Here is a 23198-nt window from a genome sequence, read left to right on the forward strand (position 1 = left end):
ATCAGGGGCGAAACTCCCTGTACTAGACCTATCCCGTTCTGTCCGATCAAGGAGCCCCCCATGATCCGACGCCTCGTGGCGTCCGCTGTGCTGTCGTTGGCCCTGGCCGGGTGTGGGCGCGAGGCGGAATCCCCCGAGCCGGACCCGGCACCGGCCCTCAAAACGCCGGCCGTCGCGCGGGACTTTGCGCCGACGGCGAGTCCGACCCTGGAGGCCGTACGCCGACGTGGTCATGTGATCTGCGGGGTCCATGAAGGTCTGGCCGGGTTTGCGGTCCGTGACGTGCGCGGCGTCTGGCGAGGCTTTGATGTGGACATCTGTCGCGCCGTCGCGGCGGCGGTGCTGGGGGACGCCAACGCGGTCAGGTTCCGGGCGCTCTCGGCCCAGTCGCGGTTTGCCGAGCTGCAGGATGGATCGGTCGATCTTCTTTCGCGCAACACCTCCTGGACCCTGTCGCGGGATGCCGGGCTCGGCCTCGATTTTGCGGCGATCACCTATTACGACGGCCAGGGCTTCCTGGCGCCGCGCTCCTTGAACCTGACCAGCGCCGACGAGCTGAACGGGGCCCGGATCTGCGTGCAGGTGGGAACGGCCGCGGAGACCAACCTTGCGGACTATTTCCGGGCCCGGGGCCTTGAGTTCACCCCAGTGACCCTGGACGATGAAGGCGCGGCCCGGGCGGCCTATGAGGCTGAGACATGCGATGTGTTTACCGCCGATGTATCGGCCCTCGCCTCAGCCCGATCTCTGATGAGCAATCCCAACGCCCATGTGATCCTGCCCACGGTCATCTCCAAGGAGCCCCTGGGACCCGTGGTCCGGCAGGACGATCCAGCTTGGACTGATATCGTCAGATGGACCGTTAATGCTCTGATTATTGGGGAAGAACTCGGGCTGACATCATCCACAACAGAAGAGGCCCGTGAGGGGGGCGTGGACCCAGAGGCCCGCCGTCTTCTCGGGGTTGAAGGCAACCTGGGTGCCTTGCTTGGGCTGGAGGCCGACTGGGCCTATCAGGTCCTGACCCAGGTGGGGGCCTACAACGAGATCTTCCGCCGCAATCTGGGGGCGGACTCAGGTTTGAAACTTGAGCGGGGCTTGAACGCCCTCTGGAGCGCGGCTGATCCCGGTCTGATCTACGCGCCGCCCGTGCGCTAGAGCCAAAGAACCATGGCGCACCTGCGGGCGGGGTCTAGCCCGCGGGTGGCCTCTCGATCCAGATAGGCCTGCAGGGCGCCGCGCGCATTATCACCCTCGACGATTGCGAAGCCCGCTGAAGCATAGAAGGGGGCGTTCCAGGGGGCGTCGCGGAAGGTGGTGAGGCTTAGGCCTGCCAAACCCTGCTGCCGGGCTTCCTGGATGGCGAAATCCAGCAGGCGGCGCCCGAAACCTCGGCCCTGATGTTCGCGATGGACATCAAACTCCAGGATATGCAGGCGGTTCTCTTCGAGCCGGGCCGCCAAAAAGGCCACTGGCGGTCCACTCGGCTCGGACATGACCCAGAGCAGGCCTTCGGCCATGATGGGGGCCCAGATCTCGGCCGGGGTGAAGTCGATGGCCGTGTCGACCGTCTCGCCCTGAAAGACCTCCAGACCCTCGTCCCGAAACAAGGTGGCGGCTGACATTTCGATCCCGGGTAGTTGGGAAAGATCCTCCGGCCGAGCGGGGCGGACGATCATCTCGCGGCTCACGGCCCGGTCACTATAGGGGTATCTGGCCGGCCGCCCCACTCGCTCCAGGACCCGTCATAGATCGGGACCTCATCCAGCCCCAGGCGAGCCAGGGCCAGGGTCAGGACCGCCGCACTGACGCCAGAACCGCAGGTCGTGATGATCGGACGCTGCAAATCTATGCCTGCCGCAGCAAAGGCCGCCCTCAGGTCGTCTGGGGAGCGAAGGGTCCCTTCAGGGCCGACCACGGCGCTCCAAGGCAGATTGCAGGCACCGGGCATATGCCCTCCGCGGAGGCCAGGCCGGGGCTCTGGGGCCGCGCCTGAGAACCGCCCTGCGGGACGGGCATCGAGAACCTGAATGTCGGGGGCCTCAAGGGCGTCGCGCACCTGGCCAAGGTCGCGAACCAGATGCGACTGGAGGCGGGCCTCGCTCTGAGAAGGGCGAGGGGCAGGATCACCGGTCTCCACCGCATGACCGGCTGCGCGCCAGGCCTTGAGGCCGCCATCAAGCACGGCGACCTGGGTGAAACCCATAACCCTCAAGGTCCACCACACCCGCGGCGCCGAGAAGATCCCGTGGCCGTCATAGACCACGATCCTGTCATCGGGATGTAGGCCGAGGGCTGCAGCTTCCCGGGCGAAGTCGTCTGGGGGGGGCAGCATGTGGGGCAAGTCGCTCGACCGGTCGGCGATCTGGTCGATGTCGAAGAAAACCGCGCCAGGAATGTGGCCGGCCTGAAACTCCGCCAGGCCAGGCCGATTCTCGGCGGGCATGTACCAGGTGGCGTCCACCACCCGGAGATCAGGGTCACCCAGGTGCTTTGCCAGCCAGTCCACGGAGACGATGGGGCTAAGGTGCATGCTCAGAGCCAATGCGGAACAGGCAGGCCTTTTTCCGTCAGGAAGGCCTTGTTGAAGATCTTGCTCTGATAACGCGCGCCCTGGTCGCAGAGGATGGTGACGATGGTGTGGCCCGGCCCGAGGTCCTTGGCCAAGCGGATGGCACCGGCCACATTGATACCCGTGGAGCCGCCCATCACCAAGCCTTCATGCTCGACGAGGTCATAGATCACGGCCAGCATCTCCGCATCATCGATACGATAGGCGCGGTCGACCTTCAGGCCCTCGAGATTTGCCGTGATCCGGCCCTGGCCGATCCCCTCGCTGATCGAGCCGCCTTCGGCCTTCAACTCACCGGTCGTGTAATAGGCATAAAGGGCTGCGCCATGGGGATCAGCCAGGCCGATCTGGACGTCAGACTTCTTTGCCCGCAGCGCCTGGGCGACACCGGCCAGGGTGCCGCCTGAGCCGACGGCGCAGATAAAGCCGTCCACCTTACCCTCGGATTGACTCCAGATTTCCGGGCCAGTGGTTTCGGCGTGCGCCCGGCGGTTGGCGACATTGTCGAACTGGTTGGCCCAGATGGCCCCGTGGGGCTCGCTGGCCGCGAGTTCCTCCGCCAAGCGGCCGGAATAGCGCACATAATTGTCGGGGTTGGCGTAGGGGACGGCGTCAACCTCCACCAGTTCGGCACCGAACAGGCGGATGGCGTCCTTCTTCTCCTGGCTCTGGGTCCGGGGGATGACGATGGTTGCCTTATAGCCCAGGGCCTTGGCGACCATGGCCAGGCCTATCCCGGTATTCCCCGCGGTGCCCTCGACGATTCGGCCACCGGGCCGCAGCAGGCCCTTGGCCTCGGCGTCACGGACGATGTAGAGCGCCGCGCGATCCTTGATCGATTGCCCAGGGTTCATGAACTCCGCCTTACCCAGGATTTCGCAACCGGTCAGGTCGCTGGCCCGGTTGAGGCGGATGAGCGGCGTATTGCCGATGATGTCGAGTACGCTGTGTGCCACGGTCATGCCCGTTATTTAGAGCCGAGCCAGGCAGGCGAACAGGGGTAAGGGCGGCCTGTGCCTAGGTTTTCGTGAGGGCCAACTGAATCACATTGGTGCGTTCGGTGCGGAAGCCTGCCTCGCAGTAGCCGAGATAGAACCGCCAAAGACGCCTGAACCGGTCATCAAAGCCCTGGGCTTCGATCTCGGGCCATGCAGCTTCGAACTCGCGCATCCACTCCGCGAGGGTGTCGGCATAGTCCTGGCCAAAGCGGCTGAGCTCGTCCCACTCAAGTCCACAGGCCTTGGTTTCAGCCCGCAGGCGGGTCTCGCTGATCAGCATGCCGCCGGGAAAGATATAGCGCTGGATGAAGTCGGCGCGGCGGCGATACCCCTCGAAGAATTCGTCCTTGATGGTGATGATCTGAAGCCCAGCCCGTCCACCGGGTTTCAGGGCACTGGCGATCTTGCCGAAGTAGCTGGGCCAGTACTTCTCACCCACGGCTTCGAACATTTCGATGGAGGCGACCCGGTCGTAGGCACCCGTGACGTCGCGGTAATCCACCAGCTTGATGGTCGCCCGCTCAGTCAGGCCCAGGTCGAAAATCCGTTTGGCGGCGAAGTCATATTGTTCCTGGGAAATGGTGATGGCGGTCACCTTTGCGCCCACCTCGCCGGCGGCGAAGGCGGCAAATCCCCCCCAGCCGCAGCCGATCTCCAGGACATGATGATGGGGCTGAAGACCCATGTGCTGGGCCAAGGTGCGATATTTGTTGATCTGGGCTTCGGCCAGGGGTTGGCCTGCATGGGCATAGCGGGCCGCTGAATAGGTCATGGTGGAGTCCAGCCACCGGGAATAGAAGGCGTTGCCCAGGTCATAATGGGCATGGATGTTCTTCTTGGCGCCCGTGCGGCTATTGTCCCGAAACAGGTGCAGGACCCGGTTCAACATCCACATCAAGGGAGCACCCAGGGCCAACCGCTCGATCTTGTCGAAGTTCAGGCTGAAGACGCACAGCAGGGCCGCCATGTCCGGAGTCTCCCACTGGCGGGCCATGTGTCCCTCGGCAAACCCGATGTCTCCGGCCGCCAGCACGCGGTTCATGAAGGCGTAGTCGCGGATGAGCAGGCGGCCCGATGGGCCGGGCTCGGGTCCGACCAGGTCCAGTTCCCGCCCGGTGGGCAGGACGAATGTCAGGGTTCCGACGGTCCAGTTCCTGGCCAGAAGACCAAGGGCGCTCCGGAAAGCGGCTGGTGCCCCCCGCAGCTCTGGCGCCCGGCGAAGCGCCCCCGGCGCCATGGCAAGCTCGACCAGAGATGACGAGTTATGGGCGATGGTCATCGTCGCTTACCCCCCGTGTCGGAACATAAACTAGCAAAAGTGGCCCATGGGCGCGACACTCGCCCGAACCAGACTGTACGACCTTAACGCTGCGCCGGACGCAATCGTCGTGACCGTGACGCGGGATTTCCGGCTTGTGAAGCCGTAAGCCCGGCGCCACTTAGACCCAGGTCTTTTCACCCCAGGGATGCCCCATGGCCGCACTCGAACTCAAGCGCTGGAACCTTCCCATCGGTGCTGGCCATCCCCTGGTGGTGATTGCGGGCCTCAATGTGCTGGAAGATCTGGAGCTGGCCCGGGATGCCGCCCGTCACCTGAAGGCGGTCTGCGGCGAACTGGGGCTGCCCTATGTGTTCAAGGCCAGCTTTGACAAGGCCAACCGCTCCTCCATCCATAGCTATCGCGGTCCAGGGCTCGAATCGGGTCTGGAGGTCCTTCGTCAGATCAAGGCGGAGTTCGACGTTCCCATCTGCACGGACCTCCATGAGATCGATCAGGCCGAGCCCGTCGCCGCCGTGGCCGACCTGGTTCAGATCCCCGCATTCCTCTGCCGTCAGACCGACCTCGTGGTCGCCACGGCCCAGGCGACCAAGGCCGCAGGGGGCTTGCTTCATGTGAAGAAGGGCCAGTTCCTGGCCCCGTGGGACTGCCGCAACATCCTCGATAAGATCAAGGAGGCGGTGGAGGTCGACATGACCATCCTGTGCGAGCGGGGGGTCAGCTTCGGCTACAACAATCTGGTGGTCGATATGCTGGGCATTGCCGAGATGCAGGCCCTGGGTGCGCCTGTGACCATCGATGCCACCCACGCGGTCCAGTTGCCAGGGGCCAACCCCAAGTCCAATGGCGCCTCCACAGGTGGGCGCCGGGCCGGCGTACCGATCATCGCCAAGGCCGCGGTAGCCGCCGGTGCCGACGGGGTGTTCCTGGAATTCCACCATGATCCGGACCGGGCGCTCTGTGATGGTCCCAGTTGCCTGCCGCTTACGGACGCCGCGCCCTTGCTGCGGACCCTGAAAGCCCTTCGCGACGCCGTTCAGGCCTGAGGACCTCGCCGATGGATCTGGCCGCCCTTCAGCACTTGCTGTCCACCCTGCATGGCGTTCGCGTCGCCTGCGTCGGCGATCTGATGATTGACCGTTTCGTCTATGGGGAGGTGACGCGTGTGTCGCCGGAGGCCCCGATCCCCGTCCTGGCGCGGCAGCGAGAGATGGTCATGCTGGGCGCTGCAGGGAATGTGGCGCGCAATGTGGCCGCCCTTGGCGGCCATGTCTGCCTGGTCGGCCTGGTGGGCGGCGATGCGCAGGGGCACGAAGCCCTTCGCCTTGTGGCGGCAGAGTCGGGCGTCGAAGGGTTTGTTGTCACCGATGCCACGCGACCGACCACGCTCAAAACCCGCTTTGTTTCCGGTGGCCAGCAGTTGCTGCGGGTGGACGAGGAAGTCGCCGGTGCTGCAGTGGGCGAGGTTGAGGAACGACTGGTTCGCACCATCCGCGATGTGGCCGCTGATGTGGGACTGATTCTGCTGTCGGACTACGGCAAGGGCGTGGTGACGCCGGCCGTGATCGCCGCCTGCCGGGCGGCCGGTGCCCGGGTGATTGTCGACTCAAAGGCCCGCAGTTTCGCTCGCTATGGCGAGGTGGACATCATCAAGCCCAATGCGGCGGAGCTTGCCCATGCCACAGACATGCCGACCTCCACAGATGCGGAGGTCGCGGCGGCCCTGGCCCATGCGCTGACCCTCTGTGAAGCCCGCGCGATCCTGGTGACCCGGTCAGCCAAAGGGATTTCCCTGGCGGTCCGAGATCAGCCGGTACGCCATTTTCCGGGTACGCCAAAGGAAGTGTTTGACGCCTCTGGCGCCGGTGACACCACCTTGGCGGCCCTGGGCCTGGCCCTGGCCGCAAACGCCACCATTGAGGATGCCGCCGCCTTCGCCATGCTGGCCTCCGGCGTGGCCGTGGGCAAGGCGGGCACGGCGGTGGTCAGTCCTGGAGAGCTGATTGAAGCAGCCCTGGCCGCGCATCAAGCCCCTGCCGAAGCCAAGGTCAGCACGCCTCAGCGCATGGTCGAGGAAGTTGTGCGCTGGAAGGCTCGGGGCCTGAAGGTCGGCTTCACCAACGGCTGCTTTGACATTCTGCATAAGGGCCACGTGGCCTATCTCAACCAGGCGCGGGGTTGGTGCGACCGACTGATTGTCGGCGTCAATGACGACGCCTCGGTGCGCCGGCTGAAGGGCGAAAGCCGGCCGGTCAATGATCTGGAGAGCCGGGCGGTGGTGCTGGCAGGGCTAGGTGCGGTCGATCTTGTGGTGCCCTTTGAAGCAGATACCCCCATGGCGCTCATTGAACTCGCCCGCCCCGACGTGCTGATCAAGGGGGCGGACTATTCCGAGGAACAGGTGGTCGGCGCAGCCGAGGTGAAGGGCTGGGGGGGCGAGGTTCGACTGGCCCAAATCGTGGATGGCTATTCCACCACCGCAGCCTTGAGCCGGATGCAGGAGAAGGCATGAGCCGCCGAATCGTTTTCGTCACCGGCGGTGCCGGTTTCATCGGCTCCAACATTGTCGCCCGTCTGGCGCAGGACCGCAGCCTGGACGTGGTGGTTTGTGATCGGCTGCGAGAGGCTGAGCTTGGCAAGTGGCGTAACATCGCCAAGCATCCGATCGGTGACTTCGTCGCGCCAGAGCAGATGTTCGAATGGCTCGAGAAGCGCTGGCGCGATGTGGAGCTGGTGGTTCACATGGGGGCTGTGTCCTCCACCACCGAGCCGGACGCCGACAAGATCGTCTCCTCAAACTTTGGCTTGTCCCGAGACTTGTTCCGTTGGTGTGCCGACCGGCAGCGAAGGCTGATCTATGCGTCGTCGGCGGCAACCTATGGCGATGGCCAGTTGGGCTTTGGTGACGACAACGACTTTGAAGCCCTTGCGGCCCTGCGCCCGCTCAACACCTATGGATGGTCCAAGGCGCTGTTTGACACCTTTGCGGTGCGTCAGGCGGCCCGAGGTTATGCGCCCCCGCAGTGGGCCGGATTGAAGTTCTTCAACGTCTACGGCCCCAATGAGGGCCATAAACAGGCCATGAAATCCGTCGCCGCGCAGATCTGGCCAAAGGTCCGTGACGGTCAGGGTGTTCAGCTGTTCCAGTCCCATCGGGAGGGGATCGCTGACGGGGGGCAACTGCGGGATTTCATCTATGTCCGCGACGTAGCCGATGTTGTGGCCTGGTTGGCAGCCAATCCGCAGGTGAATGGGGTCTATAACCTGGGTTCGGGCGAGGCGCGGAGCTTTGCCGATATGGCGAGGGCGGTTTTCGCCGCTGCAGGCCGGGCGCCGGAGATTGACTATATCCCGATGCCGCCGGCCATCCGTGACCGCTACCAGTACTTCACCCAGGCGCAGATGAGCCGGCTGCGCCGGGCGGGCTATGAGACACCGTTCACATCCCTGGAAGCGGGGATCGGCGACTATGTGACAGGCTACCTGTCGCAGTCCGACCCCTATCTCTAGGGCGGGGGTTCACGGCTGATTTCTTCGGGGCTCCGAAGGCGCTAAGCTTGCTGCATGGCCGATGTTTCTCGACGTACCAGGCTCTGGCTCATGGGCGCGGCCCTGCTTCTGGTGGGGCTGGTGATCACCAGCGCCGTGGTCTGGCGCGATGACATCCTGCGGACAGGGCTTGATCCCAAGGAGCCCTTTCAAACCTATGAGCCGCCGACTGTGCCCCAGTACGGTCAGAGAGAGGCTTGGAGCTTGCTGCCTGCTCAGCCTCAGACCTGGGGGGATGATGACCCGCCGGCTGACGTCTTCTTCGTGGGGCCAACCAGCTATGATGGCGGTGGCCACTGGAATGGGCCAATTGATGATCCTGGTGCCGACCAGTTCTTCCGGCGCACGGTGGGCCCCAACTATGTGGGGCCTTTCGTCCGGATGGGCCGAGTGTTCGCCCCGCGTTATCGCCAGGCCAGTCTCTATTCCATGCTTACCCTGCGCGATGATGCCCGGGAGGCGCGGCGGTTCGCCTATGGCGATGTGCGTGAGGCCTTCGCCCACTATCTGAGCGCCTATAACCACGGTCGACCCTTTGTCATCGTTGGGGTGGAGCAGGGGGGAACCCTGGCGGCGCGGCTTTTGGCTGAGGTAGTGGCGGACGACCCGGACCTTAGCCGTCGCCTGGTGGCGGCCTATCTGATCGAGACCGCCGTGCCGGCCGACTCGCCGCCGATACCGCTTTGCCGTCGGCCGGAGGAGACGGGCTGCCTGGCGGCATGGGTGTCAGCCTATGAAGGCGATCGGGAGCGCGCTCAGATGCTTCGGGACCGTTCCCTGGTCTGGAGCAACGGGGATCAACTGGTCAATCTGCAAGGACCGGCTGCCTGCTATAACCCTTTGCTGGGCGCGGTGAGTGAGGTTGAGGCACCGGCGCGGCTGGCCAAGGGCGCGACCAATGCGACGAACCTGGAGTGGGGGGCCAGGCCGGCGTTGCAGACCCGTCAGGTTAGCGCAACGTGCGAGGCGGGCATCCTCCGTGTGACTCGGCCACGTTCGGCGGCCTTCCGTCCTACAGGATCCTGGGCAAACCGTAGAAAAATGCCTGGATACAATCTGTTCTATGGGGATATTGAGGCCAGTTATGAGCTACGCCTTAGTGCGCTTCTAAGCGATCCGAGCTTTCCGCGGGCGGCACGTCCCATTCCCAGGGGCGCGGAAGTTCAGACCCTCCCGGTGCGCCGCATCGACTGAGGCTGTTTTGGCGTTCAACCGGCGTCTTGCAGGGTGGACTGGGGTTGCCAGTCGAACAGTGCCTGGAGCACCTTGAGCGCTGCACCCCGTGGCGTCGTCAGTTCAGGGTCCCGGGCCAGGATCAGCCGCGCGTCATCCCCGGCGGCGGCAATCAGATCTCGATGGGCGATGGGGTCGGCGAACACGTAGGCGGGAAACCCACTCTGTCGAAGGCCAAGCGGGTCGCCACCGCCCCGCAGCTCCAGGTCTCTTTCGGCGATCAAGAACCCGTCGTCCGTGCGGCGCAGAATATCCAGCCGCTTTTGGCCGGCCTCTGACAGGGGCGGATCATAGAGCAACACACAGGCGCTTTCGGCGCGACCGCGCCCCACACGCCCGCGGAGCTGGTGCAGCTGGGCCAGGCCGAACCGCTCGGCCTGTTCAATGACCATAATGGTGGCATTGGGAACATTGACCCCGACTTCCACCACGGTGGTAGCCACCAGCACCGACAGCTCACCTTGCGCAAAGCGAGCCATAACGGCGTCCTTTTCGGGGCCAGCCATCTTGCCGTGGACCAGGCCCACACTGGGACCGATCCGGTGGCGAAGCTCCTCGGCTCGACGCTCGGCGGCGGCCAGGTCAGTCTTCTCGGACTCCGAGACCAAGGGGCAGATCCAGAAGGCTTGAGCCCCGGCCCCGACCACCGCCTTCAATCGTGCCTCGACCTCAGCCATACGCCCCATCGGGATGGCGCGGGTGGCGACCGGTGTGCGCCCCGGGGGCTTTTCGTCAATCCGCGAGACATCCAGGTCTCCGAAGACAGTCAATTCCAGAGTGCGTGGTATGGGCGTCGCCGACATGGCCAGAAGGTGTGTAGCCGCGCCCTTGGCCTGCAGGCGCTGGCGCTCAGCCACGCCGAACCGATGCTGTTCATCGATGACCGTCAGGCGCAGGTCCTGGAAGGCGACATCGTTCTGGAACAGGGCGTGGGTGCCAACGGCCACCTGGACGGCCCCACTGGCCAGAGCCTTGAGCTTCTCGGTCCGCGCCGCGCCCTTGTCCCGCCCAGTCAGCAGGACCGCGGCCAGACCCTGGGCCTCCAGCGGAGCGGCCAGAGTTTCAAAATGCTGTCGGGCCAGGATCTCGGTGGGAGCCATCAGGGCGCTCTGCCCCTTGGCCTCGGCGACCGCGGCCATGGCCAGCATGGCCACGACGGTCTTGCCCGACCCCACATCCCCTTGCAGCAGCCGCGACATGCGCTCTCCGCTGGCAAGGTCGGCCCTGATATCAGCCAGAGCGCGTTCCTGCGCCCCCGTCAGTCGAAAGGGCAGGGCGTGCTGCAGGGCGTCTGCCAGGCGTCCAGGCCCGATGGGCGGAGCGGGCTCGGCGCGCCGGTCGGCCCGTCGCTGTCCCATGGCGAGCTGGTGGGCCAGGAGTTCATCGAAGGCCAAGCGCTGGCGGTGGGGCGCCTGAGGGCCAAGATCAGCCTCGGTTTCCGGGGCGTGCAAGCGCGCCAGACAGTCTCGCCAGCTTCCCCACCCTTGCTTGGCCAGCCAGGCCGGGTCCTGCCATTCCGGCAGGGCTGGGGTTCGGGTTAAGGCGTCGAGGGCCAGTCGACGGACCGTGCGGGCTGGCAAGCCGGCCGTGGCGGGATAGACAGCCTCGATCTCGGGGATCTGGTCGGCCTTTTCGGGGCCAACAAGATAGTCCGGATGAGCGATCTGAATCTCTGAACCGAATCGCTCGACCTTACCGCTGACCAGCCGCTGGGCCCCCACAGGATGCTGCGCCTCAATCCGGGCGCCCAGGGCACCGAAAAAGACCAGGGTTAGGAAGCCGGAGCCGTCAAAGGTTCTCACCCTCCAGGGCTGCGAAGGACTGCGTGGCGGTTGATAGGCCTCTATGGTCACAGCAAAGGTCTGCACCGCGCCTTCAAGCGCTGCATCAACCCTGGCGTGGGACCGGTAGATCAGACTGTGGGGCGCGAGGAACGCCACATCCCGCACCAGGGGGCCTGCCAGCTTGACCAACAGCGGCGCAACCCGAGGCCCCACGCCTTTCAGCGTGTCTATGGGGGCGAAGAGCGGATAGAGAATCTCCGGTCGCATGCTCCTGAACATAGCGTGCTGGACGCCCTCAGACCTAAGCGTTGCTGAGGATTGTGGGAGCAGGGGTCAGAGCTTGCCACCTTCTGGGCGTCGGGCACCCGGCGGGTTCCATGTGCCTTGACCCTGGCGCTTCGCTGGCTGGCGCTCTATATCCGCGCTCGCCATGCCCGACACACACGACATCCGACTCAAGCGCCTCAAGTTCCGATCCTGGCATCGGGGCTTTGTGGAAGCTGACCTCATTCTTGGCGGCTTTGTTGATCGCTACGCCAAGGACCTCAGCCCCGCGCAATTGGATGTCCTGGAACACCTGCTCGATCAACCCGACCATGACATCTATGGCTGGATCGTTGAGCGTGGGCCAACACCACCTGAATTCAACACAGAAATCATGTTGATGATCAGGCGGTTCCGCGACGAAGCTCACACGACGATTGGCGGCGCCCGTGGCGGCTGACGGCGTCGTCGCCCCCAGCGCCACCCAACTCAAGCGCATCAATACCGACCCTGAGCGCATCGATCTTGTCGGTGCGCCAGAAGGGTTTGACGCTCTGGTCATGTCCGACATCGTGCGGGCGCGGGGGGGCTTAAGCGTCTTCATCGCCCGGGATACGGCCCGGATGAGCGCGTTTGCCGACGCGTTCGCCTTTTTTGCCCCGGACGTTGAGGTCATGCGCTTCCCGTCCTGGGACTGCCTTCCCTATGACCGGATCGGGCCCTCGCCGGGTGTAGCGGCGCAGCGGATGACGACCTTGGCTCGCCTGGCCAGTGGCGGGTTTGCACCGAAAAAGCCGGCCCTGCTGGTGGCCGCGATTCCGGCCATGATCCAGCGCGTGCCGCCCAGAAGCGCGGTGGAGGCCGCGTCCTACAGCGCCCGTGTGGGCCGCCAGGTAAAGATTGCTGACCTCGAACGCTACTTTGCCGTCAATGGCTATCAGCGGGCCTCCACAGTTTCGGAGCGGGGCGAGTTCGCTATCCGAGGCGGGGTGATTGATGTCTTCCCGCCGTCGGCCGATGAGCCCGTCCGGTTGGATCTGTTTGGCGACATCCTGGAGTCGATCCGCGCCTTTGATCCGGAAACCCAGCGCTCTACCCGGCAACTCACTGAGGTTAGCCTGCTGGCGGTGAGCGAGGCGCTTTTGGACGCCGAGGCGATCTCGCGGTTCCGCACCGGCTATGTGGCCACCTTCGGCGCAGCGGGTGATGATCCGCTCTACGCCACGGTGAGCGAGGGCGGGCGGCGGGCAGGGATGGAGCACTGGCTGCCGCTCTACTATCCCCGCCTCGAGACCGTCTTTGACTACCTGCCGGTCGACACCTTGATCGCGGTGGACCACCTTGCGGCGGAGGCGCGGGACGAGCGTCTGAGCATGCTGACCGATGCCTTTGGCGCCCGGGCTGAAGCGGGACGCAAGTCCAACTACCGCCCCCTGCCGCCGGACCAACTCTACCTTACAGCCCAAGAGTGGGAGCAGGCGCTCTCAATACGACCCAACCGTCATTTTTCGGCGTTCAACGCCGTCGAGGGTGAGCAGGTCATCGACCTGGGTGCCCGGGCCGGACGCAGTTTCGCGCCGGAACGTCAGCGCGACAGCGTCAATCTGTTCGAAGCCACAGTCGACCATGCCAAGGCCCAAAGCGCTGCGGGCAAGCGGGTGCTGTTCGCCTCCTGGACCGAGGGGGCATCTGAGCGCCTCGGGGGCATGCTCGCCGATCACGGCCTGTCACGGATCGCCCTGGCACCCTATTGGCAGGCGGCCAAGGCGGCCGACCCTAAGGTTCCTCAGCGGGTGGTTCTGCCGCTCGAGGCGGGCTTTGAGACCGACCGGCTGGTGGTCATCTCCGAGACCGACATCCTGGGCGATCGCCTCGCCCGACCGCGAAAGCGCCGCCGGGCCGCCAACTTCCTGGCCGAAGCCTCCGCCCTGACGCCGGGCGATCTGGTGGTGCACATTGAGCACGGGATCGGGCGCTATGAGGGGTTGAAGACCCTAGACGTCCAGGGTGCCCCGCATGACTGCCTGGAATTGCAGTACGGCGGTGAGTCCAAGCTCTATCTGCCCGTAGAGAACATCGACCTTTTGACCCGCTACGGGGCGGAGTCCGAGGGGGTGACCCTGGACCGCCTGGGTGGCGCAGCCTGGCAGGCGCGCAAGGCCAAGGCCAAGGAGCGGCTTCGGGAGATGGCCGGGGGCCTGATCCGCATCGCTGCTGAGCGGGCAATGAAGTCCACACCGGGCATTGATCCGCCGCATGGGGTCTTTGACGAGTTCTGCGCCCGGTTCCCCTATGAGGAGACCGAAGATCAGCTCAACGCCATCGGCGATGTGCTCACCGACCTGGGATCAGGCCGGCCCATGGACCGGCTGATTTGCGGCGATGTGGGCTTTGGCAAGACAGAGGTCGCCCTGCGCGCCGCCTTCGTGGCGGCCATGAGCGGTCAACAGGTGGCTGTGGTCTGTCCGACGACACTCTTGGCGCGCCAGCACTTCAAGACCTTCGAGGCGAGGTTCCAGGGTTGGCCCGTTAAGGTCCGGCGCCTGTCGCGCCTGGTCCCGGCCAAGGAGGCCGCCGAGACCCGCGAGGGTTTGAAGTCGGGTGAGATCGAGATCGTTGTCGGCACCCATGCGGTGCTGTCCAAGCAGGTCGGGTTCAAGGACCTGGGTCTGGTCATCGTCGATGAGGAGCAGCACTTCGGGGTCAAGCACAAGGAGAAGCTCAAGGAGCTTCGCGCCGATGTGCATATGCTGACCCTGACGGCCACCCCGATCCCACGTACCCTGCAGATGTCACTGTCTGGCATCCGCGAGATGTCGATCATCGCCACCCCGCCCGTCGACCGGCTGGCCGTGCGGACCTATGTGACGCCCTGGGATCCAATCACGGTGCGCGAGGCGCTCCTGCGTGAGAAGTACCGTGGCGGTCAGGCCTATTTCGTGACCCCCAGGATCGCCGATCTGCCCAATCTGGAGCGCTTCCTCCGCGAGCAGGTGCCCGAAGTCCGGTTTGTGGTCGGCCATGGCCAGATGCCGCCGACCCAGCTCGAGGAGGTCATGTCGGCCTTCTATGACGGGCAGTATGATGTCCTCTTGTCGACCACCATCGTGGAGTCAGGCCTGGACGTGCCCACGGCCAATACCCTGATCATCCACCGGGCCGATATGTTTGGCCTGTCGCAGCTTTATCAGATCCGGGGCCGGGTAGGCCGGGCCAAGGCGAGAGCCTATGCCTACATGACCACCCCAGAGGACAAGGTGATCACCCTGTCCGCAGAGAAGCGCCTCAGAGTGCTTCAATCTCTCGATAGCCTTGGCGCAGGTTTCCAGCTGGCCAGTCATGACCTCGACATTCGTGGTGGGGGCAACCTGCTGGGTGAGGAGCAGTCGGGCCACATCCGCGAGATCGGCGTCGAGCTTTACCAGCAGATGCTGGAGGACGCGGTCAACGAGCTGAAGGAGCTGGTCGGCGCAGAGGGCGTGCAGGATCGGGGCTGGTCGCCGCAGATCAACACCGGCGCGGCGGTGCTCATTCCGGAGGCCTATGTCCCCGATCTCAATGTGCGACTGTCGCTCTATCGCCGGCTGTCAGAGGCTGAGCAGGCGGCAGATCGTGAGGCCCTGGCCGCCGAACTGATCGACCGCTTCGGCCCCCTGCCACCCGAGACGGACCAGCTTCTCAAGGTGGTGGCGATCAAGGGCATGTGTCGTCAGGCCAATGTTTCCAAAATCGACGTAGGCCCCAAGGGCGCGGTCGTCACCTTCCGCAATGACGCCTTCCCAAATCCCGGCGGCCTGATCGAATTCGTGCATCGCAACCAGATGGGCTGGCGTCTGCGCCCCGACAACAAGGCCGTGGTCAAGGGCGAGTGGGAAAGCCCTGAACAGCGGCTCAACGCCGCCGAACGCATCCTGACCGAGCTGTCGCGCCTGGCTCTGGCCGTCTGAGCCCTGAGGGCCTGTGGCCCGGCCTCTCAGGTGGCCATGGCCCTGCGGGCGGCTTCTTCCAGCGCCCGGCCTGGTCCGTGGGCACCGGTGACTTCGGCCACCCCGATATCAAACTCGACCACAAAGGGCGGTCGGTTTTCGCCTGCCTCAAAGGCTGTGCAGCCGATCACGGCGGCAATCCGCTCGCCGGCTGCCCGGGCAGCGGCCGCCGGCGTGGCGGGCAGGGCCAGGGCAAAGACCTCGTGGCTCAGCCGGGCGGCTGTGTCCTCAACCCGCACCAGACGACCGATCATGCCGCCGATCTGCGGTATCGCCCGGTCGAGCCAGCCCTGGGCGCGGGCCTCAGTGACATCTTCCCGCTCCGAGACCTTCAGGACGCAGACGCTTAAGGGGCGATTGCGGATCCGGGAGGCCTGGGCCAGTCGGCCCAAATGGGTGGCGAACAGTTCCCGGGTAAATAGCCCCGTGGCCGGGTCCATAAGGCCGGAACTGCGGGCCCGTTCCAGGGCCTTGCGGGTCGCGGTCTGTTTTCGATAGGCCCGGGCCAGTTCGATCACTCGCCCGGCGGTTTCAGACTCGGCTGAACCAGGCGAAGCCACGTCGGAGATGCCACGGTGATAGGCCTCCGACATGGTCAGAAAGCTCTCTTCCTGCATGTAGAGCATGGCGGGCACATGATAGAGGCGCGTATTGCGGCGCATGCCTGCGGCGATGGACAGGGCTTCGTGGGGGTTTTCCCCGGCCCAGAGCACGACGGTGTCAAAGGGCCGCTCATGCAGATAGTCAAAGGCCGTGTAGGCGGTGAAGGCCCCCACCACCTCGGCTCCGCCCCGCGCCAAAGCGTTGGATAGGGCGAGAAACTGTGGCGCAGGCTCCCCGATGGCCAGGATTCGGAAGGGCGCAGGATCGGACTCCGCAGAGTCCAGAGCCCTGTTCCTTTCGGCGAAGGTCTGTTGGCGGAGTTCGTACTCCTCCTCAGCCACCGCCATTCGCACCAGATTTTCCAGGCGAAGGACGGCCTGGGCCGGATGAAGTGGCGGCGCCAGGATCAGATCAAAGTCCTGCGCGCCGTCCTCAGGCTCACCAATGGCCACCACCGGCAGACGGCGAGGGGCGCAGGCGGCCTTCAGTCGCCGCGCCAGGGTCAGGGCTTCGGGCCCGCCGCTGCGGAGGTCGACAATGGCCGCCTCGATCTGCAGATCAGCAAGGGCGGCGATCCCTGCATAGGGTCCCCGCGCTGTGATGGTGCGCCAGCCAAGACGATCCAGCCCTTCGGCCAACGGTCCCGCCAGCCCGTCGTCTCGCGCGACGATAAGAACCCGCGCCTGGACGCCTGCGGCCATTCTCTGCACCTTTGACGCTACAAAATTTCCCCGGCTTGCGCTCAAGGCGCCAGAATCGGGCGTCCGCGAAGATATCCCGCTGGGACGTCGCGGGCGAGGGATGAGGCGTAAAGCCTCATGGGGTAGGAGGAATTCATGGTCGCTGAAACCACGCTGAAGGGCAAGGTTGCCCTGGTCACAGGCGCCTCGGGAGGACTCGGGGCGCACTTCGCCCAGGTGTTGGCTGAGGCTGGTGCCGAGGTGGTGCTCGCCGCACGGCGATTGGACATGGTTCAGGCCGGGGCGGCCCAGATCATCGACGCCGGAGGCTTGGCCCATGCCCGAGCCCTGGATGTGGCCAAGGTTGAGCAGATTGGACCCCTGTTCGACGAGGTGGCGGCCTCCATCGGTCCGGTCTCGGTCCTTATCAACAATGCCGGCGTCGGCGGCGAGGGGCGGGCGTTGGAGCTGACCCCGGAGGCCTGGGATCAGGCCTTCAACGTCAATGTCCGTGGCGTGTTCTTCTGCGCCCAGGCGGCCGCACGGCAGATGATCGCTGCTGACCTTGCGGCGTCTGGCGGCGGTCGCATCGTCAATATCGCCTCCATTGCCGCCCACACGGTGCTGCCCGGCCTGAGCGCCTACAACGCCTCAAAGGCCGCGGTGGGCATGATGACCAAGGCCCTCGCCCGGGAATGGGCGCGGCACCATATCGCCGTTAACGCCCTGTGCCCGGGCTATGTGGAGACCGATATCAACAGCGCCTGGTTTGCCACCGAGAACGGGCAGAAACAGGTTCGCGGGTTCCCCCGTCGGCGGCTCATGGAGGCGGCTGACCTGGACGCTGCGCTGTTGATGCTCGCCGGTCCTGCGGCAGCGGCGATCACAGGAACCTTGGTGACTGTCGATGATGGTCAGTCTCTGCCCTAGGACGTCTTCGCCCACATCGTCTTGGCTGACGGCGCGTCATGGCGCCTAGGTGGTCGAAAGACAGATCAGAACTTTGGAGGATCGCGCCATGCGCCAGGGACCTTTGAGCGGACTGAAGGTGGTGGAGTTCGCCGGCATCGGGCCAGGCCCGTTCTGCGGCATGCTGCTCTCGGATCTCGGTGCCGATGTGGTGCGGATTGATCGCAAGGGGAAAGGCCGCGCTTCGCCGGCCGATGTGACCAGCCGTGGCCGTCGGTCCATTGGCATGGATCTGAAGTCGCCCGATGCCATCGAGGCCTGCCTGAAACTCATGGAAGGCGCCGATGCGATCTTCGAGGGTTTCCGGCCTGGGGTTATGGAGCGTCTTGGCCTGGGCCCCGAGGTGGCGCTGAAGCGCAATCCAAAGCTGGTCTATGGGCGCATGACCGGCTGGGGCCAGACGGGGCCTTACGCCCATGCGGCGGGCCACGACATGAACTACATCGCCATAACCGGCGCGCTGGAGGCGATCGGGACCGAGGAAAAGCCAGTTCCACCTTTGAACCTGGTGGGCGATTTTGGCGGCGGAGCCCTCTATCTGGCCTTTGGCTTGCTGGCCGGCGTCATCCATGCCCGCGAGAGCGGCCAGGGCCAGGTGATCGATTGCGCCATGAGCGATGGTGCGGCCTCGCTCATGGCGATGTTCTACGGCTTCAAGGCCTCTGGCATGTGGCGTCCTGGCCGACGTAACAACATGCTTGATGGGGGCGCGCACTTCTATGACACCTACCAGTGCAAGGACGGGCGCTGGGTCTCCATCGGGTCCATCGAGCCCCAATTCTACGCCCTCCTGCTGGAGAAGACGGGCATCACCGATCCCGCCTTCCAAAAGCAGATGGACCGTGGGGAGTGGGAGGGTCTGCGCCTTAAGCTTGCCGAGGTGATTGCCGGAAAGACCCGCGACGAGTGGACGGCGATTATGGGCGGCACAGATGTGTGTTTTGCCCCTGTGCTGGACATGGACGAGGCCCCGGCCCACCCGCACAATCAGGCCCGCCAGACCTTCGTGGAAGTGTCAGGTGTTGTGCAGCCGGCGCCTGCGCCGCGCTTTTCAGCAACGCCAGGGGCCATTCAGGGCCCGCCGCCAGCGATTGGTGCCCATGATGATGAAGCCCTGAGTGATTGGGGGTTCACAGGCGACGAGATCTCGGCCCTGCGAGCCGCCGGCGCGGTCTCGGAGGAGGCATAAGGGTCTGAACCTAATGCTGAATTGCTGTTCAGGTCGCGTTCAGCGGGGACTTCATAGCCTGGCTGAAGGTTATGGGCTGCGCTCTCCCGTCCCTCGAAGCGGCCCTGACTTGATGGCGGACACGCCCATCGACGACGCGTCTCCGGTGATCCCGGCGACGCGTCGTCACCCCTTGGTGGTGCTTGCGTCGCCGCGGTTTCCTTGATCAACCTGCAAACATGTCGATCCACCAGGAGCTGGGCCGCTTGGGCATGCGTCGATGGGAGCCGCTCCGTGCGGCGCGCCTTGGCCTGTCGACGGTGGGGCGGGCGCTGACCCGCCTGTGGGGCCGCGATGTGATGCTCTATGTGGGCGGCACATCGTTCTTCATCATGCTCGCCATTTTTCCGGCCGTTGCCTTGTTGATCGGGGCCTACAGCCTGCTGGCCGATCCGGCCCAGGCGGAGTTCCAGGCTGAAGCCTTGGCCAGGCTGATGCCAACCGGTGCCCGTGATCTGTTTCAGGCCGAACTGGAACGCCTCGCCCGGGCCCCTCGGGACGCTATTTCCGCCCAGAGCGGGGTGGCCCTTGTGATCGGTGCCTATGCCGCCCATCGGGGATTCAAGGCCTTGCTGGCCGGATTGTCCTTCATTCACGATGAGCCCGATCCCAGGGGGTTCGTCGGATTCAATCTGATGGCCCTGATCGTCCTTTTGGCTGCGGCGGCCATGATGGGGATCGTGTCATCCATGTTCCTGGGGTTGCGAGTGGCCGCGGCCACCCTGGATCTGCGGCCCCTGGCCGGGGTTTCATGGCTCTACAGCGAATGGACCTGGGCCAGCGCAGGCCTGACCCTGGGGATGAGCCTGATCTACCGGTATGCCATGTCCCGGCGCACGGTGGCTTGGGCGGCAGCGGTTTGCGGGGGATTTGTGGCCGCCATCCTCTGCCTTTTTGCCTCCTGGGCCAGCGCCTTCTATGTCGAGCAGATAGCCCATCTCGGCGCGACCTACGGATCGATCACCGCCGTGGTGGTGTTTCTGATCTGGCTGTCCTGGAGCGTGAACGCCGTATTCTTTGGCGGTGCCTTGGCGACGGAAATCGAGATCCGCCTGGATGAGCACCGCCGACAGGCCTTGCTGGCTGACCTCAGGCCAAAGAGCCCCCAACTGCCTTCTCGACCAGAAAACTGATGCCGTCGGGCTGATCGACCTGCTCGATCAGGGTCATTCCAGCGCTGTTGACGAAGTGGGGGACGTCAATCCGCGCCAAGGGGTCATCGGCCAGCAAACGGACTCGTTCCCCAGGCTGAGCAGTCTCCAGCGCCCGGCGCAGACGCAAGGTGGGGACGGGGCAGCGGTGGCCACGGCTGTCGACCAGGATCTCAGGTAAAGACATGGTGCCCCATAACGTTCAGTCGGTCTCAGAGGAAGTCCGGGACCAAACCGACAGCCCCTGACCAGCGCAACCTTGCCAGGCCTGCGGCTCAACGCCGCACGGTTTGATCTTAAGGCGGTTTATGGAACAACGGCGGTACGGCTAGGGAATCCCCATGGAGCCGACGCGTTCATGAAGTCTATCACCCGCCAGTTCCTGATCAGCACGGGGCTGATCACTTTGGGCCTCACCCTTGTGGCGACAGTGGTGGTCGCGGCAATCTTCCAGAATGAACTGGCCCACCGGCAGGTCGCTTTTCTGGGGGACTATGTCCGCGAGCGAAGCCTCAATCTCGATCGGCGGTTCGCTAATCTCACAGCGCTGCAGGCTACAGCCGGGGCGGAGCTGAGCCGTCGCACCTTGGCATTGGCACCTGGTGAGGCGGAGCGTCTGGCTGATCGTTATTTTCCGATGAGGGCCGACGGCACGCGCCGTAGTAGGCCGGAGTATTTCGACGGCGTCCGGCGCCCCAATGGCGGATTATTCTACGGCATGGGCGTTTTTATCGCAGAGGCAGAGGCTACGCCCCCAGACGAACTTGCGGCCCTGGTGGCCAGTTTCAGCGTGGTGTCCGAGCTTGGCCAAGCCGGTGGCGCAGATGTCGACAACTTCTATTTCTTCACCCCGTCCACCCGGCTGGTGATGTTTGGTCCTGATCGCCCAGACCGGCTGATGTTCTTCCGCGAACTGGCACCTGCCACCTTGGATGTGAGTGGCGAGGAAATGACGCAGATCTCTCTGCCGGCCAACAATCCGAAGGGCGAAACCCGCTGCACGCGTCTGCAGCGGCTGGTCCAGGAAACAGTCGATAGTCCGCGCATGGGCTCGGCCTGCGTGACGCCCGTCTATATCGATGGGAAGTTCGTTGGGGCCTTCGGCTCCTCTATCGAGCTGTCAGGCCTGTTCAAGAGCGCGGTCAGTGAAACCCTGCCAGGCGCGGTCGCCATTATCATGACCCGGGACGGGGAGATCATTGCCGACCCTGCCTTTGGTCCTGAAGGTCTTGCATCAAGGGCTCAAATTGAGGCGCTGGAGCTGGAGAACGGCACCAGGGCCATCGCCGCTGCGATCAACGCCCATCCTGAGCGCTTCGGCGTCATGGATAGCCCCGATGGTTCAGCGATCATCGCCTTTGGGCGCCTGATGGTGGCCGACTGGAATCTGTTGTTGGTCTATCCCAAGCGCGCGCTGTTGATCAGCGCGGCGAAATCCGTGGCTTGGGTCCCAATCATTGGCCTTCTCGCGGGCATGCTGCACGCCCTGTTCATGGTCTACATGGCGCGCCAGCACATCACCGGGCCCATGCGCCGACTGGCCGATTCCTGTGATCCAGAGCTGGGGCCGGCAAGCCCTTCGCGCTTGGCTGAAGATGAGTCGCGGCAGGATGAGGTTGGTCTTCTAGCCCGCGCCCTTGCTGCGGAGCGCGCCAAGGCTGAAGGGGCCAGGGCGACCTTGGAGGAGCGCGTCCTTGAGCGAACGGCTGAGCTTGAACAGGCCAATGCCGAGAAGTCCCGCTTTCTGGCGAATATGAGCCATGAACTGCGGACGCCGTTGAATGGCGTGATCGCCATTTCACAGACCCTCAAGGCGCGGCAGTCCAGCCCAAAGGACCAAGAGCTTGCCGAACTGATCGTCTCCTCCGGGCGATTGCTTGAGCAGGTGCTCACCGACATCCTCGATTTTTCCAGCATTGAGGCTGGCCGCATCCTGTTGGCGTCGGAACCGTTCGACCTGGACCTTCTGGTTGGGCGGATTGCCGAACTGCACAGGGCCTCTGCCGAGAGCAAAGGCCTGTCCCTGGAGTGGACCGTCGAGCCGGCAGCGCGGGGGGGCTATCTCGGCGACCCGGTCCGGCTGACCCAGGTGTTGTCCAATCTTTTGAGCAATGCGGTGAAATTCACCCAGACAGGGGGCGTAAGACTGACGGTCCTCAGGACTGACGGACGGCTGGAATTCTCCGTCGTCGATACCGGGATCGGATTTGACGAGGCGGTCCGCGCCAGACTGTTTCGGCGCTTCGAGCAGGCTGACGATTCGATCCGGCGGCAGTTCGGTGGAACCGGCCTTGGCCTAGCCATCAGTCGTTCCCTGGTGGAGTTGATGGGGGGAGAGATTTCAGCCTCATCCACACCCGGGCAGGGGTCTGACTTCCGGGTTCGCCTGGAGCTCCCGGAGGCACCGGTGTCGCGCGACGGCCTCGCCGCCACGCCAGATCTTGGCGCATTGGTGCCGGACTTCGCCCTTCGGGTTTTGCTGGCGGAAGATCACCCCACCAACCAGAAGGTCGTTCAGCTGATCCTGGGGTCGGTCGGGATTACTCCAGTGGTGGTGGAGGACGGTCAGGCCGCCCTGGATGCGCTGGAGAGCGCCGACTTTGATGTCGTGTTGATGGACATGCAGATGCCCGTGCTGGACGGGCTCAGCGCCACAGTTGAACTCCGCCGTCGGGAGCTCGCCCAGGAGCGGCCACGTACGCCCGTGATCATGCTGACCGCCAACGCCCTGGAGGAGCATGTCCTGGCGGGCAAAGCCGCCGGAGGTGATTGGCATCTGACCAAGCCCATTCGTGCCAGCGATCTGCTCTCCGCCATCGCAGCTGTCACCGGCGAGGAGGATGGTGCTGAGTTTGCTGAACGAGCGCCGGAGAAGGCTGGAGCTTAAGTCGACCTCTGCGCA

General features: G+C 64.7%; 18 protein-coding genes. 11 read left to right on the forward strand and 7 right to left on the reverse strand.

Annotated elements, in window-relative coordinates:
• Window positions 1-60 precede the first annotated feature (60 nt).
• Window positions 61-1158, forward strand: a complete 1098-nt coding sequence (locus MH112_RS09615; RefSeq protein ID WP_296567042.1) for an amino acid ABC transporter substrate-binding protein — start codon at window positions 61-63, stop codon at window positions 1156-1158.
• Here the strand turns inward: MH112_RS09615 and MH112_RS09620 are convergent.
• From MH112_RS09620 to MH112_RS09635, 4 genes are all read right to left on the reverse strand, one after another.
• The gene (locus tag MH112_RS09620; protein WP_296567044.1) at window positions 1155-1625 is read right to left on the reverse strand and encodes a GNAT family N-acetyltransferase; all 471 of its coding nucleotides are present in this window, start codon (window positions 1623-1625) and stop codon (window positions 1155-1157) included. The two genes, MH112_RS09615 and MH112_RS09620, sit on opposite strands and share 4 nt — an antisense overlap.
• Window positions 1626-1687: 62 nt before the next feature.
• Window positions 1688-2533 (reverse strand): 3-mercaptopyruvate sulfurtransferase, encoded by an 846-nt coding sequence (gene sseA, locus MH112_RS09625; protein WP_296567046.1) that lies wholly within the window; start codon window positions 2531-2533, stop codon window positions 1688-1690.
• 2 nt (window positions 2534-2535) lie between these two features.
• Window positions 2536-3534, reverse strand: a complete 999-nt coding sequence (locus MH112_RS09630) for a cysteine synthase A (RefSeq protein ID WP_296567048.1) — start codon at window positions 3532-3534, stop codon at window positions 2536-2538.
• A gap of 55 nt (window positions 3535-3589) precedes the next feature.
• Window positions 3590-4807 carry a cyclopropane-fatty-acyl-phospholipid synthase family protein gene (locus MH112_RS09635; protein ID WP_296567186.1) on the reverse strand — a complete coding sequence of 406 codons (1218 nt, stop codon included), beginning with the start codon at window positions 4805-4807 and terminating at the stop codon, window positions 3590-3592.
• Between the two features lie 236 nt (window positions 4808-5043).
• On the opposite strand from MH112_RS09635, the gene kdsA reads away from it, so the two are divergent.
• The 4 genes from kdsA to MH112_RS09655 are packed head-to-tail and all read left to right on the forward strand — an operon-like array spanning window position 5044 to window position 9592.
• Window positions 5044-5895, forward strand: a complete 852-nt coding sequence (gene kdsA, locus MH112_RS09640) for a 3-deoxy-8-phosphooctulonate synthase (RefSeq protein WP_296567050.1) — start codon at window positions 5044-5046, stop codon at window positions 5893-5895.
• Window positions 5896-5906: 11 nt separating this feature from the next.
• Window positions 5907-7361 carry a D-glycero-beta-D-manno-heptose 1-phosphate adenylyltransferase gene (gene rfaE2, locus MH112_RS09645; RefSeq protein WP_296567052.1) on the forward strand — a complete coding sequence of 485 codons (1455 nt, stop codon included), beginning with the start codon at window positions 5907-5909 and terminating at the stop codon, window positions 7359-7361.
• Window positions 7358-8359 (forward strand): ADP-glyceromanno-heptose 6-epimerase, encoded by a 1002-nt coding sequence (gene rfaD / locus MH112_RS09650; RefSeq protein ID WP_296567053.1) that lies wholly within the window; start codon window positions 7358-7360, stop codon window positions 8357-8359. Before rfaE2 ends, rfaD begins: the two co-directional genes overlap by 4 nt.
• Window positions 8360-8413: 54 nt before the next feature.
• Window positions 8414-9592 carry a DUF3089 domain-containing protein gene (locus tag MH112_RS09655; protein WP_296567055.1) on the forward strand — a complete coding sequence of 393 codons (1179 nt, stop codon included), beginning with the start codon at window positions 8414-8416 and terminating at the stop codon, window positions 9590-9592.
• Between the two features lie 14 nt (window positions 9593-9606).
• Here the strand turns inward: MH112_RS09655 and recG are convergent, their stop codons facing one another.
• Window positions 9607-11682, reverse strand: a complete 2076-nt coding sequence (recG, locus tag MH112_RS09660; protein ID WP_296567057.1) for an ATP-dependent DNA helicase RecG — start codon at window positions 11680-11682, stop codon at window positions 9607-9609.
• A gap of 163 nt (window positions 11683-11845) precedes the next feature.
• On the opposite strand from recG, the gene MH112_RS09665 reads away from it, so the two are divergent.
• Together MH112_RS09665 and mfd are read left to right on the forward strand one after the other, a co-directional pair.
• Window positions 11846-12139, forward strand: coding sequence for a succinate dehydrogenase assembly factor 2 (locus MH112_RS09665; protein WP_296567059.1), 294 nt, complete (start codon window positions 11846-11848; stop codon window positions 12137-12139).
• Between the two features lie 37 nt (window positions 12140-12176).
• Window positions 12177-15626 (forward strand): transcription-repair coupling factor, encoded by a 3450-nt coding sequence (gene mfd, locus MH112_RS09670; protein WP_296567188.1) that lies wholly within the window; start codon window positions 12177-12179, stop codon window positions 15624-15626.
• A gap of 26 nt (window positions 15627-15652) precedes the next feature.
• Here the strand turns inward: mfd and MH112_RS09675 are convergent, their stop codons facing one another.
• Entirely contained in the window at window positions 15653-16969 is a 1317-nt protein-coding gene (locus MH112_RS09675) for a diguanylate cyclase (protein ID WP_296567063.1), read from the reverse strand.
• A 135-nt stretch (window positions 16970-17104) separates the two neighbouring features.
• Here MH112_RS09675 and MH112_RS09680 point away from each other — a divergent pair, with 135 nt between their 5' ends.
• The 3 genes from MH112_RS09680 (at window position 17105) to MH112_RS09690 (ending at window position 20278) form a co-directional block, all read left to right on the forward strand.
• Window positions 17105-17878, forward strand: coding sequence for an SDR family NAD(P)-dependent oxidoreductase (locus tag MH112_RS09680; protein WP_296567065.1), 774 nt, complete (start codon window positions 17105-17107; stop codon window positions 17876-17878).
• Between the two features lie 88 nt (window positions 17879-17966).
• On the forward strand, window positions 17967-19106 hold the full coding sequence (locus MH112_RS09685) for a CaiB/BaiF CoA-transferase family protein (protein ID WP_296567067.1): 1140 nt from the start codon (window positions 17967-17969) through the stop codon (window positions 19104-19106).
• A gap of 218 nt (window positions 19107-19324) precedes the next feature.
• Window positions 19325-20278: a YihY/virulence factor BrkB family protein gene (locus MH112_RS09690; RefSeq protein WP_365786836.1), complete on the forward strand. Its 954-nt coding sequence runs from the start codon at window positions 19325-19327 to the stop codon at window positions 20276-20278.
• Here MH112_RS09690 and MH112_RS09695 read toward each other — a convergent pair.
• Entirely contained in the window at window positions 20235-20483 is a 249-nt protein-coding gene (locus tag MH112_RS09695) for a sulfurtransferase TusA family protein (RefSeq protein WP_296567069.1), read from the reverse strand. The genes MH112_RS09690 and MH112_RS09695 overlap by 44 nt on opposite strands.
• Before the next feature lie 171 nt (window positions 20484-20654).
• Here MH112_RS09695 and MH112_RS09700 point away from each other — a divergent pair, with 171 nt between their 5' ends.
• Window positions 20655-23183 carry an ATP-binding protein gene (locus MH112_RS09700; RefSeq protein WP_296567071.1) on the forward strand — a complete coding sequence of 843 codons (2529 nt, stop codon included), beginning with the start codon at window positions 20655-20657 and terminating at the stop codon, window positions 23181-23183.
• Window positions 23184-23198: the final 15 nt, after the last annotated feature.

The sequence above is a fragment of the Phenylobacterium sp. genome, assembly GCF_022402485.1.
Classification (GTDB): domain Bacteria; phylum Pseudomonadota; class Alphaproteobacteria; order Caulobacterales; family Caulobacteraceae; genus Phenylobacterium.